12 protein-coding genes and 1 pseudogene are annotated in these 15682 nt (G+C 61.6%); 2 read left to right on the forward strand and 11 right to left on the reverse strand.

The genetic code is table 11. The features are described from left to right. The first annotated feature begins 61 nt into the window (after positions 1–61). Positions 62–1507: a carotenoid oxygenase family protein gene (locus tag VIW95_RS15890; RefSeq protein WP_331588318.1), complete on the forward strand. Its 1446-nt coding sequence runs from the start codon at positions 62–64 to the stop codon at positions 1505–1507. Between the two features lie 47 nt (positions 1508–1554). Here the strand turns inward: VIW95_RS15890 and VIW95_RS15895 are convergent, their stop codons facing one another. From VIW95_RS15895 to truB, 4 genes are all read right to left on the reverse strand, one after another. Beyond that, on the reverse strand, positions 1555–2817 hold the full coding sequence (locus VIW95_RS15895) for a pitrilysin family protein (protein ID WP_331588320.1): 1263 nt from the start codon (positions 2815–2817) through the stop codon (positions 1555–1557). Positions 2818–2824: 7 nt separating this feature from the next. Beyond that, the gene (gene pnp, locus VIW95_RS15900; RefSeq protein ID WP_331588322.1) at positions 2825–4918 is read right to left on the reverse strand and encodes a polyribonucleotide nucleotidyltransferase; all 2094 of its coding nucleotides are present in this window, start codon (positions 4916–4918) and stop codon (positions 2825–2827) included. A gap of 163 nt (positions 4919–5081) precedes the next feature. Further along, positions 5082–5351, reverse strand: a complete 270-nt coding sequence (gene rpsO, locus VIW95_RS15905; protein ID WP_331588324.1) for a 30S ribosomal protein S15 — start codon at positions 5349–5351, stop codon at positions 5082–5084. A 320-nt stretch (positions 5352–5671) separates the two neighbouring features. Beyond that, positions 5672–6760, reverse strand: coding sequence for a tRNA pseudouridine(55) synthase TruB (gene truB, locus VIW95_RS15910; protein WP_331588326.1), 1089 nt, complete (start codon positions 6758–6760; stop codon positions 5672–5674). On the opposite strand from truB, the gene VIW95_RS15915 reads away from it, so the two are divergent. Next, the gene (locus VIW95_RS15915) at positions 6647–7957 is read left to right on the forward strand and encodes an NAD(P)/FAD-dependent oxidoreductase (RefSeq protein ID WP_331588328.1); all 1311 of its coding nucleotides are present in this window, start codon (positions 6647–6649) and stop codon (positions 7955–7957) included. The two genes, truB and VIW95_RS15915, sit on opposite strands and share 114 nt — an antisense overlap. Positions 7958–7970: 13 nt before the next feature. Here the strand turns inward: VIW95_RS15915 and VIW95_RS15920 are convergent. The 7 genes and pseudogenes from VIW95_RS15920 to rimP all read right to left on the reverse strand — a co-directional run bounded on the left by VIW95_RS15920 (position 7971) and on the right by rimP (position 15467). Next, a pseudogene (locus VIW95_RS15920) lies at positions 7971–9215 on the reverse strand (serine hydrolase domain-containing protein). 309 nt (positions 9216–9524) lie between these two features. After that, positions 9525–9875, reverse strand: a complete 351-nt coding sequence (gene rbfA, locus VIW95_RS15925; RefSeq protein WP_331588330.1) for a 30S ribosome-binding factor RbfA — start codon at positions 9873–9875, stop codon at positions 9525–9527. A 13-nt stretch (positions 9876–9888) separates the two neighbouring features. After that, the gene (locus VIW95_RS15930; RefSeq protein ID WP_331588332.1) at positions 9889–10176 is read right to left on the reverse strand and encodes a DUF503 domain-containing protein; all 288 of its coding nucleotides are present in this window, start codon (positions 10174–10176) and stop codon (positions 9889–9891) included. A gap of 63 nt (positions 10177–10239) precedes the next feature. Beyond that, complete coding sequence (gene infB, locus VIW95_RS15935) at positions 10240–13182, reverse strand: translation initiation factor IF-2 (protein ID WP_331588334.1); 2943 nt, start codon at positions 13180–13182, stop codon at positions 10240–10242. A gap of 10 nt (positions 13183–13192) precedes the next feature. Next, positions 13193–13546: a YlxR family protein gene (locus VIW95_RS15940; RefSeq protein WP_331588336.1), complete on the reverse strand. Its 354-nt coding sequence runs from the start codon at positions 13544–13546 to the stop codon at positions 13193–13195. Next, positions 13476–14906: a transcription termination factor NusA gene (gene nusA, locus VIW95_RS15945; RefSeq protein ID WP_331588338.1), complete on the reverse strand. Its 1431-nt coding sequence runs from the start codon at positions 14904–14906 to the stop codon at positions 13476–13478. Before nusA ends, VIW95_RS15940 begins: the two co-directional genes overlap by 71 nt. Before the next feature lie 75 nt (positions 14907–14981). Next, positions 14982–15467, reverse strand: a complete 486-nt coding sequence (rimP, locus tag VIW95_RS15950) for a ribosome maturation factor RimP (RefSeq protein ID WP_331588340.1) — start codon at positions 15465–15467, stop codon at positions 14982–14984. Positions 15468–15682: the final 215 nt, after the last annotated feature.

Raw genomic sequence — 15682 nt, forward strand, 5'->3', positions numbered from 1 at the left:
GGGTTTAGCATTGCGAGTGGCGTGCGCTGGCTGTTAGCGAACACGGTTGGAGGCGCAGAAAATGGCGATCGCGAATTTGAACGATCCTTATCTGTCGAAAGGGTTTGAGCCGATTCGGATGGAGTGCGACTGCGCGCATTTGACGATTGAGGGCGAAGTGCCAGCGGACCTCGACGGCACCTTTTATCGCATTGGACCCAGTCCGCAGTTTGCGCCGCGCGGCAACTACAACCCGCTCAATGGCGACGGAATGGTGCATGCGTTCCGCGTGCACAAGGGCAACGTGTCTTACCGCAATCGATGGGTGCGCACGCAGCAGTGGAATCTCGAACACGCCGCGGGTCGAGCTCTGTTCGGCACCTCGGGCGTTCCGTCGGATTCGGATTCGAGTGTCGCCAGCATGCAGACGGACGGCGTCGCGAATACGAACATCATCTGGCATGCGAACAAACTGTTGGCCCTGGAAGAAGGCCATGGACCGATCGAACTGGATCCCGTGTCGCTCGAAACGATCGGCCGCTGGTCCTTCAACAACAAGCTGCCGCGCAATATGACGGCGCATCCGAAGATCGATCCTGATTCGGGTGAGATGATTTTCTTTGCGAATTTTCCGACCGGGCGCGTAACCAGGGATATCGAGTTTTATGTCGCGAACGCTTCCGGTGACATGGTTCGATCGGAGATGATCCGCGGGCCGTTCCCGGCGTTGGTACACGATTTTGCGGTGACGACGGACTTCGTAATTATCGCGATGTGTCCGGTGACGGTATCGATCAAACGGGCGATGGCTGGTGCGCCTCTGATCGCGTGGGAGCCTGAGAAAGGTACTCACGTGGGAATCATGCCGAGAAACGGCGGCGTCGAGGACATTCGGTGGTTCGAAGGCGAAGCGTGCATGGTGTGGCACCTCATGAATGCGTTCAACGAAGGAGACAGAATTGTTGCGGACGTTTGCCAGCAGGAGGCGCCGCTGTTCCCGTTCGCGGATGGATCGCCAACCGACCATCGTCGGGCTACGCAGTACCTGACGCGTTGGGATTTCGACTGGTCGAAGCCGGGCAGCTTCACCGTCGAGAGGCTAAGCGACGAGCGCTGTGAGTATCCGCGCATCGACGAGCGACGTATCGGACTGAGTTATCGGCATGGCTATGTGGCTTGTATCGGCGGGCCGGGCAGCGACGACATCTTTCATCGGGGCATCGGGCATTTCGATCATGCCACCATGCAAATGCGCATTTATGCGGCGGGTCCGCGCTTTGCCGTGGCGGAGCCGGTGTTCGTGCCAAAGCAACAAGGCTCAAGAGAAGGCGAAGGATATTTGCTGACGAATATTTTCGACGAAGATCGAAACGCGAGCCATCTCGCGATATTCGATGCCGAGCAGATTGAGAATGGGCCTATTGCGCGGGCGCATTTGGATCATCGCGTGCCAGTGGGATTTCACGGTTATTGGCGCGGAGATTTTGTGAACAGGTCAGTGCGCGGGAGAAGGCAACCTAACCCCTGACCCCTTCCCGAGCGGGAAGGGGAACCAGATATATGGAATTGCGATGCCTACGCGAGGGGGGCGAAGACTTCGCGGCCTATTTTGCGGCCTTTCAGGTCTCCTAGCAGGACCATCGCGAGTTTGTCGGGTTGGAACCAACTCGATGCCAGCTCGACGATGTTGTCGTTGGTGACGGCTTCGATTCCTGCCGAGAGCTCGTCCAGCGGCACGTCGCGGCGGAAATAGATTTCGTTGCGGGCGAGGCGGTTCATGCGGCTGTCGGTGGATTCCATTCCGAGCAGCATGTTGCCTTGGAGCTGGCTTTTTGCGCGCGCGAGTTCCGCGGGCTCCAGGCCGTTGAGCTCTACCTTGCGGAGTTCGGCGACTGTTACTTCGAGGACTTCGTCGACCCATTCGGGATTGGTGCCGGCGTAAACGCCGAAGTAGCCGGAGTCGATGAACGACGAGATGAACGAGTAGATGCTGTAAACGCGGCCGCGCTTTTCGCGGACTTCCTGGAACAGCCGCGAGGACATCCCGCCGCCGAGCGCCGTGTTGAGCACGTAGGCTGCATAGCGGAGCCGATGGGACTGGCTGATGCCAGGGCCGCCGATGCAGATGTGCGCCTGCTCGAGTTTCTTCTCGCGCATCAGCACGAGCGGATGGTCAATTGGCGGCGAGAATTTTTCGACCTTGCCGTCGCCCGCGACGCCGCCGAACAGCCCGGCGCATTTCGCGGTGAGGCGTTCGTGCTCGACCTGGCCGGCCGCGGCGATGAAGACGCGGCTGGAGCGGTAGCGTTCCGCCATGAAGGAGATTAACTGCTCGCGATCGATTTTATTTACCGTCGCGACCGAGCCGAAAATCGGCAGCGCGAGCGGATGCCCCTTCCAGAACTCTTCGTTGAACAGGTCGTGGATGAAATCGTCGGGGGTGTCTTCGGCCTGCGAGATTTCCTGCAAGACGACCTGGCGCTCGCGCTCGATCTCGGCGGGATCGAAAACCGAATCGAGAAAAATATCGGCGAGCACCTCGGTCGCCATCTCGAGGTCCTTGCCGAGCACCTTGGCGTAGTAGCAGGTGAATTCCTTGCCTGTGAACGCGTTGAGCACGCCGCCGACGGCGTCGAAAGCCTCGGCGATTTGCGCGGCGGTGCGCTTCTTGGTGCCCTTGAAAAGCAGATGCTCGATGAAATGCGAGGTGCCGTTTTCGGCCGGCTCCTCATAGCGCGAACCGTTTTCAACCCAAATGCCAATCGACGAGGAAACGACTTGCGGCATCGCCTCGGTAAGAATGCGCACGCCGTTTCCGATAACGCTCTTTTGAATCATTCGCCGATTAATTTCCCTTGTTTTGTTCCTGTTCAGCCTCGCGCATCGAGAGCCGGATTTTGCCGCTGCGATCGACGTCGAGCACCTTCACCTTGATCTCGTCGCCTTCGTGCAGCACGTCTTCGACGCGGCGAATGCGCTCGTTCGAGATTTGCGAGATGTGCAGGAGGCCGTCTGTGCCGGGCATTATTTCGACGAAGGCGCCGAACTCGACGATCTTGCGGACCACGCCGTCGTAGATTTTGCCGACTTCGGGCTCGGCGGTGATCGCCTGGATCATGCTGATCGCTTTTTCCATCGCGGTTCCGTCCGCCGACGCAATCAGCACTGTGCCGTCATCCTCTATATCGATCTTGCAGCCGGTCTGCTCGACCAACCCGCGGATTACTTTGCCGCCCGGGCCGATTACTTCGCGGATCTTGTCGGGCTTGATGTGCAGGGTGACGATTCGCGGCGCGTAGCTGGAAACGTCCTTGCGCGCCGCGGGCAGCGCCTTTTCCATCACGCCGAGAATGAACAACCGGGCGTCGCGCGCCTGATGGAGCGCCTGACGCATGATCTCCTTCGACACGCCGCCGGCCTTGTTGTCCATCTGGATCGCAGTGACGCCAGCCTTGGTGCCGGCGACCTTAAAGTCCATGTCGCCGAGATGGTCCTCGTCGCCGAGGATGTCGGTGAGCACGCGGACCTTGTCGCCTTCCTTGACCAGGCCCATCGCGATGCCCGCGACGGGCGCCTTGGTCGGCACGCCCGCGTCCATCAGCGCGAGACTGCCCCCGCAGACCGTGGCCATCGAGGAGCTGCCGTTGGATTCGAGCACCTCCGACACGACGCGAATCGTGTACGGGAAGTCGGCTTCGTCGGGGAGTATCGGAGATAGCGCGCGTTCAGCGAGTGCGCCGTGGCCGACTTCACGCCGCGACGGAGCGCGCAAAAACTTCACCTCGCCGGTTGAGAACGGCGGGAAGTTATAATGCAGCAAAAATTTCTTGAAACGCTCGCCGAGCAGCGCGTCGATCTTCTGCTCGTCGGATGAAGTGCCGAGCGTTACGGTCGCCAGCGCCTGGGTCTCGCCGCGGGTGAACACCGCGGAGCCATGCACGCGCGGGAGGATCTGCACGTCGGCGCTAATCTGGCGGATGTCGGTGGACTTGCGGTCGTCGATGCGCTTGTCGTCGTCGAGGATCGCTATGCGCACGCGAGTGCGGACGAGGTAGTCGCAGGCGTCGATGATTTCCTTGGCGCGATCGGGAAATTTCTCGCCTAGCTCGGCCACGACCTTGTCGCTAACCGCGTACACGGCGGCGGCGCGCTCTTTCTTGCCCTTGATGGCGAGCGCCTTCTCGATTCCGTCGCCGATGTTCTTTTCGACCGCCTTCAACAGCGCCGCGTCGCGTTCCTTGACGGCGAACTCGCGCTTGGGCTTGCCCGCGCGGCGTTGCAGCTCTTCCTGCATCGCGAATATCGGCTGCATCGCCTCGTGCGCCGCGAACAGCGCTTCGAGGATCACCTCTTCGTCAACGATCTGCGCGCCGCCCTCGAGCATCATGATCGACTCGGGACTGGCCGCGACGACAAGGGAGACATCGCTGCCCTCGAGTTGAGTCGAAGTCGGATTGACGACAATCTTGCCCTCGACCCGGCCCATCCGTACCGACGCAACGGGGCCTTTGTGCTGGATGTCAGAGACCAGCAGCGCGGCCGAGGCTGCGATCAGCGAGAGCATGTCGGAATCGTTATCGCGATCGGCGGACAGCACGGTCGTGATGATTTGGGTTTCGCGATCGTAGCCCTTGGGGAACAACGGGCGCATCGCGCGGTCGATCAGGCGTGAGGTAAGGACTTCTTTTTCGGAAGCGCGTCCTTCGCGCTTGAAAAAACCGCCCGGAATTTTGCCGGCGGCGAACGTCTTCTCGACGTAATCCACAGTGAGCGGCAGAAAATCCATGTTGGGCCGCGCTTCATACTGCGAGACTGCGGTCGCCAGCACGACGGTGTCGCCATAAGTCGCGAGCACGCTGCCGTGCGCCTGCTTGGCCAGGCGGCCGGTTTCGAGCGAGAGCTTGCGCCCCGCAAAATCAATTTCGAGTTTCTCGTACATTAGTGATACCTGAGGGAGGACTGAGGCCGCGCGACGTTTGCGGGTTTTTCACTTTTCAATTCCCGCGAGGCGCCACAGAGGACGCGCCTTGTTATCTGCCAGGATGACAGCCAAGGCCCGCGCGCCCGATGCGTTGAGGGCGGCGCGGCAGAATATGTGCGGCCTATCTCCGGATGCCCAGCTTTTCGATCAGCCCTTTGTAGCGCGAAAAATCGCGCGTGTGCAGGTAATCAAGCAGCCGACGACGCTTGCCAACCAGGCGCAACAGGCCACGGCGCGTGTGATGATCCTTCTTGTGCGCCGCGAGATGCGTGGTCAACTGGTCGATCCGGGCCGAGAGTAGCGCGACCTGAACTTCAGGCGAGCCACTGTCATTGGTGGTTCGAGCGTTGGCTTCTATGACTTCCCGCTTACGGGCTGATGGAAGAGGCATTCGGAGTTCTTACTTTCCCTTTTTCCTTTATCTTTAGCCGACCAAGTTAACAGAGCCGAGAGGGAGAGTAAAGGTAGGAGGTCCGTGTCATTCTGAGCGTAGCGAAGAATCCCGGATCTTTCTCGGTGCCGGCCGACTCACCCCAACCATGGCGCGATCATGGTCAGTGCCGCATCGTCAATGCGATCCGCCCTTGCGGCGCAATAGGAGACCGTCAAGAACGTCGCCGGATCCATGGTTGGGGTGAGTCGGCCGACGTTCAAAAAGACCGGCATTCTTAGCTTCGCTCAGAATGACACAAGAAAGAAGGGAGCCGGCGATCAAGCATCGAGGTTGAAGATTCGCTCCACGATCGCCGTCACTCGCGAGGTTGCACGCGCTACTGCGATTAGTTCGCCGCTCTCCGATATAACTTTGAATCGCGGGTCACCGGTCGGCACCTGCGAGTCGAGCGCGCGCGAGTCGCCGTTGCGAAGGCGTTTTTCGGCCGTGGTGTCGATCACCAGTTCGGGGACGCCGACGAGTGCGTCGCGAAGACTAATCAGTCGCAGCGGCGAGCCGGAATCGAGCGATGCGAGGACGTCGGCCAGCGGCATCGCGTCGGCGATCGAGAATGTGCCGTTGCGGGTGCGGCGGAGCTCGTCGAGGTGCGCGACAGTCCCGAGTGCGACGCCGATATCGCGTGCCAGCGAACGCGCGTAGGTGCCAGGCGAGCAGGTCGCGACGAATCGAATCGCATCGGGCGCTCCGCAAACGAGCTCGAGGCGCTTGATCTCGACGCTGCGTTTTTCGGCCGGCGCCACGTCGTCGCCGCGGCGTGCGAGCCGATAGAGCGGCACGCCGGCGCGCTTGATCGCGGAGTACACGGGAGGAACCTGTTCGATCGCGCCGGTGAACTGTGCGGTAACTTGCGCGAGCTTTTCGGGCGAAATTGCGGGCAACTCGGCGCGGCGAACTTCGGCGCCGTCGCGATCGAGGGTGTCGGTCTCAACGCCGAGGCGGATGAGGCCCGCGTATTCCTTGTCGCCGCCGTCGATAAACGGCGCGAGCTTGGTCGCCTCGCCAATCATGATCGGCAGCAATCCGGTCGCGAAGGGATCGAGCGTGCCGAGATGTCCGACGCGAGCCGGCTTCACGCGCGACTTGACCCGACGCACCACCTCCGCCGACGAGATTCCGGCAGGCTTATCCACCAACAAGATTGCGTTCATGAGAAGACCCATCACCTTAGCCGATACCAACGCGGCGCTTAAGAGTATTCGCTCCGCTTTGAGTGGACCGCTACGATCATTGTCGTGGATGCGGACAAGCATGTCGTGATCATCGGCGGCGGATTCGGCGGGATCGCTGCGGCGCGGGCGCTCAAACGCGCGACAGTGCGGCTGACGATGATCGATCGGCGCAACCATCACCTGTTTCAACCGTTGCTGTACCAGGTTGCGACGGCAGCGCTGAATCCGAGCGACATCGCGTCGCCGATACGGCGGATACTGCGGCGGCAGCGCAATGCGAACGTGATTCTTGGCGAAGCGAGCGCGATCGACACGCGGCATAAGATCGTACAGTTGCTCGACGGCGAGGTGGCGTACGATTTTCTGATCGTCGCGACGGGCGCGACGCATTCGTACTTCGGACACGACGAATGGCTCGAGCCGGCGCCGGGTCTGAAGACGCTCGAAGATGCGATCGAGATTCGCCGCCGGGTGCTGGTCGCATACGAAGCAGCCGAGCGCGAGATTGACGCGGTGGAAGTCGCGAACTGGATGACGTTCGTGATAATCGGCGCGGGGCCGACCGGGGTCGAGATGGCGGGGGCGCTGGCGGAGATTTCGCGGCGCGTGCTCGAGCGCGATTTTCGAAAGATCGATCCCGGCAACGCGCGCATCATCCTGATAGAGGCTGGTCCGAAGGTGCTGCCTGCGATGTCGCCCGAGTCGTCAAAGAGCGCGCGGCGGCAACTCGAGCGGCTGGGCGTCGAGGTAATCACGGACTCTCCGGTGACGTCGGTCGACGATCGCGGCGTCACGCACGGCGGGATGCGGCTCGACGCGCGGACCGTGATCTGGGCGGCCGGGGTGGCCGCGTCGGCGTTGGGGAAGGCTCTGGGAGCCGCCGCGGAGGTGAAGCTGGATCGCGCGGGGCGCGTGATCGTGAATCAGGATCTGTCGGTGCCGGGCGCCGACGGCGTGTTCGTGATTGGCGACCTGGCGTCGATCTCGTCCGGCGGCAAGCCGGTGCCGGGACTGTCGCCGGCCGCGATGCAGGAAGGACGGCATGCGGCGAAAAATATCGTGAGATTGATACGCGGCGAACCGACGTTGCCGTTTCATTACCGGGACAAGGGCACGCTCGCGACGATTGGCAAGGCGGCGGCAGTCGCCGATATCGCGGGGCTGCATCTTGGCGGCCTCGTCGCATGGCTGATGTGGCTGTTCGTGCACATTTTCTTTCTGATTGGATTCCGCAACCGGTTCATCGTGATCGTCGAATGGGCGTGGACGTACCTCCGCAACGATCGCGGCGCACGGTTGATCACAGGCGACGTAGAGCCGTTGCTGGAGCGCGGCGCGAAGTCAGAGAATCGCGAGCGAATGCTGTCAAAGTGAATTGCGCAACGTATCACGGCGCGGGTTGCGAAGGTTCGCTGTGCCTCACGGAATTCGCGATGTATTGGAACACTTGCGACCATTGATTGAGGTCGATGCCGAAATTGGCCGCTGTCCACACTATTACCACGTTGGCTCTGGGAGCGACGAAGATGAACTGGCCCCATCTGCCGATGGCCTCGAAGGAGTAGTCATCGGCGCCTCGGGATTTGCCCCACCAGAAATATTTGTAGTAACCGCCCGCGTCCAACCACTCAGGATACGTTTCCCAAGCGCGGCGATCGTTCGGATCCGGAGCGGTTGATTCGGTCACCCATCGCTGCGAGATGATTCGTTTGCCATTCCAGTTGCCCCTGTCGAGAAAAAGCTGGCCGAACTTCGCGTAGTCGATCGCTCTCGCGTTGAGCGCGACGTGCGTCAGCTCGAAACCGTCTTCGTAGCTGTCGAGGCTCCAGGTTGCGGGATATTCCATCCCGATCGGCTTCCAGATTTTTTCCTGCAGATTGTTGCTGACGCTGCGATGGGTAGTGCGCTCGAGAATTATCGTCAGCAGGCCGACGTTGTAGTCCGTGTAGTGGAAGCTCTGTCCGGGCGGCTCCGCCACCTCCATGTCCGTGAGCAGCAGTTGCCTGATGTTCGGATAGAAGTAGTAGAGCGCGTCCTCATCCCAGGGCATCTCGTTGATTCGATAGCGGATTCCCTATCCCATCGTCAGCAGATTTCTGATTGTTATCGTATCGAAGCCACGACCCTGGAGTTCCGGCAGGTACTTGGTGACCAAGTCGTCAACACTCATGATGTAGCCCTCGTCGATTGCGATCCCGACCAGGGCGGACGTGAACGATTTGGCCATCGACCGCGAGATACAGATCGAATCGCGCTGGTAGCCGTTGAGGTACCGCTCGTCGAGAATCTGGCCGTCTTTGATGACGATGAAGGCGTGAGTGCCGGTTGATTCGAGCAATTGGTCGAGCGCGACGCGCTTGATCGAATCGCCTTCCTTGTATTCGACCTCTAACGGAAGGGCGCCGGTGGCCGCGCGAGGAAACTGATACGCGGGCGGCGCGTTTTCGATCTTGCGGTAAGGAAACATCTTGTAGTCGTCGGACGGCGAGAATTGTTGGCGCAAGCCCCAGAACGCGTATCGATATAGATAGCCGCCGTTGAACCAGGGAGTGGCTGTCGCAGACGCCGGATGGAGGAAGAACATCGTCAGCGCGATCGCGAATGCTGTGCCAAGGGAGGATCGCTTGTTCATTTCCGGATCCGGGATTCCTCGCTTCGCCCTAGAATGACATAAGGACGGAATCGAGCGTCACACACCGCGGTTGATCCGTGATTGGGGGTGCGGCGGTTGGCGTCGAGAAAGATCCGGGGTCCCTGGGCTTCGCTCGGGATGACACAAGAAAAGAATGACACAGGAAAAAGAACCTGAGAGCAAAATGGCGTCCTCGCCATTTTGCGATTAGCACTTTTCACTTTTCACTTTTCACTGGGTGTAGGGGTTACCCCTGCCGAAGGAAGCGTGAAACCCATCGCGGGTTTCACATTGGATTAAGTGATCGACTCAATCCTTGGGGGCGGACTGCTTGAGCAGGGCGTCGATGCGGGCGGCGCGCTCCAAGCCGGGGTCGAATTCGAAATCCAGTTCGGGGGTGTATCTAAGTCCCAGCGATTTGCCGATTTCGCGGCGGATGAAGCCGCTGGCGCTTTTGAAGCCGGCGATTGAGGCGGGGGCGCGGATCGAACCTTCGAGGTGCGAGAAGTAGACGTGACCGTGGCGCAGGTCGTCGTCCATCGTGACGGCGGTGAGCGTGATGCCGCGCAAGCGCGGGTCGCGCAGGTCACGCACGAGCAGGCCTGACAGCTCTCTCAGGACTGCTTCGGCTACGCGCTCGGGTCTTCGGCCTTCAGGCAATGTTCGTCACCGTTCAGTAGTTGATGATCTCGAGTTGCTCTTCGCCGAGCGGGACCAGGCCCAGCGAATCGATAAAGTTCACGACCTCGCGCAGCGCCTTGTCTACGAACGCGCGATCGCTGCCGACCTGCGCGATACCCAACTCGGCGCGCTGCCACATGTCGTGGTTGTCGGACTCGGCGATCGAGACGTTGAACTTGTTTTGGACGCGACTCTTGATCGCGCGCAGCACCTGCCGTTTGCCCTTGAGCGAATGATTTTCCGGCAGGAACAGCGTCAGCCGCATGATGCCGACGACCATAGCAATACGCCCCCTCCGCCAACGCGCACGCGGCGCGCCCGGAACGATCAACCAACCCGCAGTCTAAGGCTGAAGCTGCTTTTCGACCGCCGCTTGACCGCGCACCGTCTGAGGAGTTGGCGCGGCGAGCTTGCGCAGAATCGCTTCCATCTCGAAAGCTTCGATGATGTCGTCCGGTTTCACGTCGTTGAAATTTTCGAGCGCGATACCGCATTCGTAGCCCTGCGCGACTTCGCGCGCGTCGTCCTTGAAGCGCTTGAGCGTGGCGAGCTTGCCCTCCCACACCGGCCGGCCGTCGCGCACCAGCCGCGCGCGCGCGCTACGCACAATCTTGCCGTCGACGACCATGCATCCCGCGACGGTGGCTCCGGGCACGTTGAAAATCTTGCGGACTTCGGCGCGGCCGAGCGCCTTCTCGCGATAGGTCGGCGCCAGCAGACCTTCCATCGCCTCGCGCATGTCGTTGATCGCTTCGTAGATGATCGTGTAGAGGCGAATCTCGACGCCCTCTTTCTCCGCGAGATTGGCGGCCTTCGGTTCGGGACGGATATTGAATCCGATGATGATGGCTTTGGAAGCCGACGCGAGCGTCACGTCGGTTTCCGAGATCGCGCCTGCCGAGGCGTGAATCACTTCGAGCTTGACTTCCTCAGTGGACAGCCGCGCGAGCGCGTCGGCGAGCGCCTCGACCGAGCCCTGCACGTCGCCTTTGAGGATTACTTTGAGCTCCTTGACCTCGCCCGCCGCCAGCCGGCTGCTCAAGTCTTCGAGCGAGATGCGGCTGGTCTTGGTGAGTTCGCCTTCGCGCTGCTTGCCGCGGCGATACTCGGCGACCTGACGCGCTTTCGATTCCTCGACCACGGCGGTGAACACGGTGCCCGGTTCGGGAACGGTGGAGAGGCCGAAAATCTCGACCGGGGTTGACGGTCCCGCCTCGGTGAGACGCTGGCCGAGATGGTTCTGCATCGCGCGCACGCGTCCGTACGAAGTCCCGCTGACGAAAGGATCGCCTTGGTGCAGTGTGCCTTCCTGGATCAGCACGGTGGCGACGGGGCCCCGTCCGCGATCGAGCTGCGACTCGACTATCGTGCCGCGCGCGGGGCGCGACGGATTGGCCTTCAGCTCCATAGTGTCGGCCTTCAGCAGGATCATCTCGAGCAGCTCGTTGATTCCGACGCCAGTGCGGGCCGATACCGGGACGGTGATCGTGTCGCCGCCGTAGTCTTCGGGCACCAGGCCGACCTGGGTCAGGCGCTGCTTGACGTTGTCGATGTTGGCGTCGGGCAAATCTATCTTGTTGATCGCGACGATGATCGGAACGTTGGCGGCGCGGGCGTGATTGATCGCCTCCTGCGTCTGCGGCATCACGCCTTCGTTCGCGGCGACCACCAGCACGACGATGTCGGTGACCTTGGCGCCGCGCGCGCGCATCGCAGTGAACGCCTCGTGACCGGGAGTATCGACGAACGCGATCGTGCGGCCGTTGGCCTCGACGGTGTACGCGCCGATGTGCTGCGTGATTCCGCCGAACTCGCGCGCGGTCACGTTGGTGTGGCGAATCGCGTCGAGCAGCGAGGTCTTGCCGTGATCGACGTGGCCCATCACGGTGACGACCGGCGGCCGCGTGACGCTCTCGCCGACGACGGTCTCCTCCGGCGCCTCTTCGATAACCTGCTCGGCGTCGAACGAAACGTTCTCGACGCTGTAGCCGAACTCGCCGGCAAGCAGCGTGGCGGTGTCAACGTCGAGGACCTGGTTGAGCGTCGCCATCTGGCCGAGTTCCATTAATTTTTTGATCAGGTCGCCGGCCTTGACGCCCATCGAGCGGCCGAGGTCGCCAACCGTGACGCCCTCGGTGATGCGCACGACGCGCTTGGAGGCCTTGGGCGTGGTGATCTCGGTCTTGCGCTGTTCCTTGCCGGGGAGTGCGCGGCGCTTCTTCGGCACGCGCAGCCCGCGCATCTCGCGCTCGGCGGCGAGGTCGGTGCTGCCCTTCTTGACGACTTTCTTTTTCTTGATTGCGCCCCGGGCGCCGGGCTTGTTAGCCGCGAGTTGGTCGGGCGTAAGCTGCGGCCCGCCGTCGGCAGGCTGCGCCGGCTGTTGTTGTTGCGGAGCAAAGCGCCCAGTCAGTCCGGGACGCGCACTTGGCGCGCCGGCTTGGGTACGAGTACCGGGCGACGCGGGTCGCGGTGGCGGCGCCTTCGGCCGCAGATCGATCTTGCCGAGGACCTTCGGCCCCTTCTGCCCGTCATCGAGCGTCGGTCCGGTCTGAGAGCCTCGCGTCAGATTGATCGAGCCGCGCTCCGCCGTGTCCGCCGGTCGCACACGATCAGTCCGGTAACCGAATCGCGAGGACGGTGCCGCCGGCGTCGCCGGAGGTGCATCGGGCGCGGGCGCAGCTTCGGCGACCACAGGTGCGTGCTCCGGCTCGGGCACAAACCTGGGCTCCGGCTCGGGTTCCTCATCCTTTATATGTACGGACGCCTCGGGCGGATGAGCCTCGTAGTCGGCCTCGCCAATTTCTTCAATTGGAGGCTCAGGCTTGATGGCGACAGGCTCGGGCGCGCGATGCGGCTCGACCGCCGGCGCCGGCTCATGATGGCCCGAGTCGAACATGACCGGAGTCTCGGTTTCCGCCGATGAATCGCCGAGAAACGGCGACACGAAAGAATCGTCGCGCGATTCTTCGACTTCAAAATGGAAAGGCGTGTCCGCGCCGCCGGCGGGCCCGCCGCCCTCGGCATGACGCCGGCGCATCACGGTGGCGTTGAGGCGCTTTTCCAGAATTTTCCCGCTGCTCGTCTCGAGCACGGTTTCGCGGCGCAGAATCGTCGCGCGATGCGCCTGGTCGTCGAGGTCGGCCTTCAGCCGGTCCGCCTCTTCGGGTGAGAGAAGACTCGACTCGGACTGGGTATGTCCGAGTTTCAGGCGGGCACATCCGGCGAGCAAATCCTCGACCGGGAAGCCCCATTCAGTAGCAAGAGTTTTGATCCGCTTTCGCGCCATCCGGGTTATACTATTCGACCTTTAAGTTTCTATCCAGTCGGAGTTTCATTGCCGCCGCTATCCGGTCGCGCTCCGGACGTTCTATTTTCCGCCGGAGCGCCTTAAATTCCTTAACTTTAGAGACGACGAACCGCTCGACGCATTCAAGCGTCGGATGCAAATAGCCGCCGCGCCCTTTTCGTCGCGCCTCGAAATCCACTTCGACATGTCCGTTCACGACCGCAATCCGAATCATCGCCGCCTTCGCGTCCTGCGCGCGGCATCCCACACAGGTACGCTGGGGACGGTGAATACTATTTTTCTCCCGCATCTTCGGTGGCGGCGGGCGGCGCGGATTCTTCCGCGATCGTCTCGCTCGCCGCATCGGCGCCCTCGGCTTCGGTGGCTACTGCCAGGTCCGCCGCGAGCGTCGCAGCTTCCGCCGCAGCCGTCGCGGCAGCAGTAGCAGCCTCTTCCGCGGCCGCTGCTTTTTCGGCAGCCAGGATTTTCTTGTTCGCGACGTGCTCGCGCGCCGCGTTGATTATCGTTGTAGCGCGGTCGGCGCTGATTCCCTCGACGTCGAACGCAGTCTCGTCGGCCTCCGACAGTTGCTCCGCGGACCGGAAGCCCCACTGGTAGAGCAGCTCCGCGTTGATATCGCCGATTCCCGGAATTGCGTTGAGCGACGCGCGCGCCGAGCGAGCCTCTTCTTCGGCCTCCATCTCGCTGCGCACGTCGAGCTTCCATCCGGTCAGGCGATGCGCCAGGCGCACGTTCTGCCCGCGCTTGCCAATCGCCAGCGACAGTTGATCGTCGGGGACGATCACTTCCATCGCATGCTCGTCCTCGTCGATTATCACCTTCGAGACTTTCGCCGGCGCAAGTGCGCGGCAGACCAGCTCGGCCTGATCGTCGGTCCACGGCACGATGTCGATTTTTTCGCCGCGCAGCTCCTGCACGACAGATTGCACGCGCGTACCCTTCATCCCGACGCATGCGCCGACCGGATCGACGTCCGAATCCTTCGAGTACACGGCGACCTTGGCGCGACCGCCGGGCTCGCGCGCGCTCTGCCGAATCTCGACGATGCCTTCGTAAATCTCGGGCACCTCCTGCTCGAACAGCTTCATCAGGAAGTCGTTCGAGGTGCGCGAGAGCACGATCGAAAGTCCCTTTTCAGAAAGGTCAACATCCAAAATCAGCGCGCGGATGCGATCGCCCTGGCGATAGCGCTCGTGCGGGATCTGCTCCTTCTCGGGCAGGATTGCCTCGGTGCGTCCGAGGTTGACAATCATGTTCTTACGCTCGAAGCGCTGCACGATTCCGGAAACGACTTCCTGCTTGCGATCCTTGAACTCGTTGAAAATCTGTTTGCGCTCGGCGTCGCGAATATGCTGGATGAGATTTTGCTTGGCCGCCTGCGCCGCGATCCGGCCCATCGTGGCGGTATCCAGCTTGATCAGAATTTCGTCGCCGACCTCGGCCTCAGGATCGTATTTCGCGCGCGCTTCGGTGACGTCAGCCTCGGCGGCCGCGTTGGCGACCTTCTCGACGACCGTCTTGATTTCGAACAGCTCGATTTCGCCGAGCTCCGGATTGAAGCGCGACTCGATATTGCGGTCGGGCCCGAACGTGCGCCGCGCCGCCGAATGCATCATCTCCTCGACCGCGTTGATCACGATCGTTTTGTCGATACCTTTTTCCTTGCTTACCTGCTCGATTACCCGGTTCAGATCGATCTGCATGGCGCCTCCCCGGAGCGCGCAAAGTGATGCGCGCCAATAATTTTTGTTGCTCCACCGGTTCGGGAGCGGATGTATCTATTTGTCAAAGTCATACTCGTAATTTGCTCCGGACATCTCGTCAAAACCAATCGCCTGCCGCTTGCGGCTCGATTCGTCCTCAAGCTCGATTCCACTTTCGCCGACACTCACCAGCTTGCCCACGAACGCCTTCTGCCCGTCGCGCGCGCGATGCGTTCGCACCTTGACCCGCTCACCCCTCACCGCCTCGAAATGCTCGAGCTTGCGCAACGGCCGGTTGATCCCCGGCGACGCAACTTCCAGCGTGTAGCGGCCCTCGACCGGGTCGTACACGTCGAGCAAATCGCCGAGCGTCGGACTCAGCTTCTCCAAATCGCTGAGCGCAATTCCGCCACCCGGCTTATCCACCAGCAACCTCAGCATCGAGTGCCGCGTGCCCTTGCGAAAATCCACCGAAACCAGTTCATAACCCTGGCGTTCGATGTGCGGCTCGAGCAACGCGACCACCTTTTCCGCGGTCGGATGAAGCGTCAGGGCCGTCATCAGCTCTCACCTCTTCGCTCGCTACCGCCGTCAACCCGGCATATGTGACGAAACCCTTTTGGCGACACCAACAAAAAAGTGGGCACGCGCCCACTTCTAAGCAGCAAGATACCACCGCGGACAAGGTGTCAGCAAGGCGGGTCTGAGCCCGCGTCCCCAGCAAGCATTTTCGCCTATATTCCGCTAGCATTGCGCTCTCGATGCCCGACCTGACC

This window comes from Binatus sp. (SeqCode), from assembly GCF_036522015.1.
Classification (GTDB): domain Bacteria; phylum Desulfobacterota; class Binatia; order Binatales; family Binataceae; genus Binatus.